Origin of the sequence: Methanospirillum sp., from assembly GCF_035560735.1 — an archaeon.
Taxonomy (GTDB): domain Archaea; phylum Halobacteriota; class Methanomicrobia; order Methanomicrobiales; family Methanospirillaceae; genus Methanospirillum.
In genome coordinates this window covers 1-3,127 of record NZ_DATMYY010000120.1, presented here as the reverse complement: position 1 = coordinate 3,127, position 3,127 = coordinate 1, and the positions used below count along the sequence as shown (strand labels likewise).

3 protein-coding genes are annotated in these 3,127 nt (G+C 44.7%); 2 read left to right on the top strand and 1 reads right to left on the bottom strand.

Annotation, left to right across the window (positions count from 1 at the left end; translation table 11 throughout):
- Positions 1-142: 142 nt before the first annotated feature.
- Complete coding sequence (locus VN429_RS03765; protein ID WP_325629941.1) at positions 143-1,708, bottom strand: carboxylesterase/lipase family protein; 1,566 nt, start codon at positions 1,706-1,708, stop codon at positions 143-145.
- 259 nt (positions 1,709-1,967) lie between these two features.
- Here VN429_RS03765 and VN429_RS03760 point away from each other — a divergent pair, with 259 nt between their 5' ends.
- Positions 1,968-2,420 (top strand): C-GCAxxG-C-C family protein, encoded by a 453-nt coding sequence (locus tag VN429_RS03760; RefSeq protein ID WP_325629939.1) that lies wholly within the window; start codon positions 1,968-1,970, stop codon positions 2,418-2,420.
- A 91-nt stretch (positions 2,421-2,511) separates the two neighbouring features.
- Positions 2,512-3,127, top strand: a 616-nt coding sequence (locus VN429_RS03755) for a tetratricopeptide repeat protein (RefSeq protein ID WP_325629937.1), incomplete at its 3' end; no start/stop codon positions are given.

Genomic DNA, 3,127 nt, shown 5'->3' with positions numbered 1-3,127 from the left:
ATTTAAAATGATGTAACAATCATTTTCTCCGACTATTCATACTCTCATGCCAGATTCTCCGTTTTAATCACCGAACATCACATGATCTCAATAGACTATCCGGGAGAGGTAATGGGCTGAAAAAAAGGGTTGGGAGATCAGATCAGGATTCCAGGTCTTGTAATAGAGCAACAGTTGAATTCCCGGTTTTCAGAGCCGGGACTGTATCAATATCAAGATACTGACCCTTCTTCAGGGTGTAATTCGGCCAGGTGATATTCATTCCTCCATTTGGATCCCCGGTCTTCGCGAACCGTGTCCAGAGATCTACCACATTTGCGCCCACTGCCGGATCTGAAGGAACTCCCGGAGCTCCAAACAACAGTAACGTCTCACTTCCATGAAAAGCACCTAATGGCTGCCCGGGAAGGACATACGAGTACCGGTACAGGTATGTGTCAGGGCTGATATCTCCCATGGATCCTGCTGCAAACTTCACCGAGTCACTGAAATCATAATCTGTCATGATCTCTGCCAGTCTGAGCTGTACTTCAGCAGTTGAATTTACAGGATATTTTTCTAGAACCGCACCTGCCTTATCCCCGAACCGGTTTGTAAGGAAAGTTATGTACTCATCAACCGTCATATTGGCATCAGCCGCAAGGGTAGTTCCATCATTGGCGTTGTTCCCGATCATAAGAGGGACCGGATTTTCCTGATGGAGACGGAACACAGTGTCCAGAGTGTCAGGGAGAATCCATCCGTCAACCGTTGGCTCAAACATGACCGTGTGGGTACTCCAGAATGAGGACGGTGTCCATGGTGTTGCATTGATTAGATCTTCAGGACTGATATTTCGCATCTGCTCAATGACACCAGGCCCGGAGCATCCGAGTTTTTGTGCAAACCATTTACCAAATTCTTCAGCGTTCGCTTTGGAGTGGGTGGCATTGATAATCGCCCCATCCGCCCAGAAAGGACCACTCTGAACAATTGCCTGCTGGTAAAGTCCCTTGCTCTCCGGGCTTGCCAGATGGATGAGAACACTTTCCGCTCCCGCAGACTGCCCAAATATCGTTACCCGGGATGGATCACCACCAAACGATTCGATGTTTCGTTGGACCCACTCTAGAGCAGCAATCTGATCGAGAATTCCGTAATTTCCTGAACTATTATGGATAGATTCGGCATCCAGTTCAGGGTGGGAAAGAAAACCCAGTGCTCCAAGCCGGTAATTTGGAGTGACCACGATGACTCCTTTTTCTGCCAGGGTGGTTCCATTATAGGCTGGCATGGATCCAGCCACATCAGCAAATCCCCCTCCATAAAAAAAGACCATAACCGGAAGTTTTTCGTTATCGCTCTTTGCCGGGGTCCAGATATTAAGACACAAACAGTCCTCGCTCATGTTGAGCGGCTCAGATCCTGATGAGGGAGTCTTATCGGTGGAAACCCGCTGAGGGCAGGTTGCAGAATATTCTTTTATCTCTTTCACACCATCCCAGGGTATCGGGGGTGCTGGCGGTTTCCATCGCAGTTCTCCGGTTGGTGGTGCAGCAAATGGGATGCTGTGAAAGACACGGAGATTATCCTGCTGAAAACCTGATATCAAACCAGCGTCCGTTTTTACAATTGTCGATGGGGATTCATTCTGTGAGGATCCGGTAGATATCCCAATAATTACCAGGCAGACTATCAAGATAGAAAGGATTGTCAGAAATTGTTTCATACAGATTCCACTCTCCTGCACTACCAGATAGAAAGGCCAGATCCTCAAAGGACGGGAATATCCAGGTAATTTTGCAACGTAGAGGATGTAAAAATCTACCCTGTAGCGCTCGTGAGTATGTATCTGAAAAGAAGTTAAGTCTATGGATCTATCAGAGACCCAGGTTTTTTATCAGATTTAGATTGACATTTTGTCCTAATTCTTGAGATTAGAATATTTCAGACCTATTCGATATTGATATCCGGGTGTGTGAGGATGTATGAATATGGATCATGCACAAGAGGCAGTAGATCTGCTAGCTGAAGGATATTCCTGTTCCCAGTCTGTCTTTTCAGTGTATGCAAAAGAATATGGACTCGACCCGGCTCTGGCACGAAAGATCGCAACAGGATTTGGAGGAGGCGTTGGCAGGACCGGAAATATGTGTGGGGCGGTTAGCGGTGCCATACTGGTTCTTGGCCTGGCTAGCGGGATGAATTCTCTGCAGGAGTCAGACTGGAGAGGGAAGAGTTATTCTCTTGATAAAATGTTTATTGAGAAGTTTGTCTCCAGATTTGGGTCTATCCAGTGTCCGGATCTCCTTGGGTATAATATGGCGATTCCAGAAGAACTGGCAGAATCAAAGAGAGTTGGAGCTGCAAAGAAAGTGTGTCCGGAGTTGGTCCGGGGAGCGGCAGAGATCCTTGAAGAGATGTTAAAAAAGGATGAATAATTCATGAATACACCAGATCTGACTAGTAAACATTCTTTGCAATAGGCACTTATAGGTAAACAAATATAGACTCATGAATGGAGAACTGTTCATGAAACCATTCTTTTCCCTCCTTATATGCTGCCTCCTGGTAACACTATTTACAGTATGTGTTCATGCTGATTCAGGAAATGATTTACTCAACACTGGAAATACTCTGCTCTATAAAAATAATGACTATTCCGGTGCATTGGATGCGTTTGAACAAGGTATTCAATTAAATTCCACTAATATTGCGCTATGGAATGGTAAAGCCTACGTTCTTCTGAAATTAAATCGCTATTCCGAAGCACTTGATGCAGTGAACCAGGCTCTTGAAATTAATCCAAGTTCTGCCCAGGCATTAAACACGAAAAAATCAATATCAGACTTCCTGGGAAAAGAGACATTCTTTAAAAATGGGAGCGATTCTCTGTTTAATCAGGGGAGTGGTTTACTTACGAAGAAGGATTATTCTGGAGCTTTAAAAGCATTTACCCAGGATACTCAACAAAATCCAGAAAGTGCTGATGCATGGACAGGAAAAGGATATGTCCTTTCTACATTGGACAAGGATAATGAAACAGTTGATGCTTTAACTAAGGCACTGGAGTTGGATCCTAACAACTCATTTGCAAAAGAAACGATGAAAAATTTTGCTAAACATTTGGCTGATAAGGGAAATGCTC

Coding starts and splice junctions, on each gene's coding strand:
- VN429_RS03765 (WP_325629941.1), bottom strand. CDS start 1,708: ATGAAACAATTTCTGACAATCCTTTCTATCTTGATAGTCTGCCTGGTA.
- VN429_RS03760 (WP_325629939.1), top strand. CDS start 1,968: ATGAATATGGATCATGCACAAGAGGCAGTAGATCTGCTAGCTGAAGGA.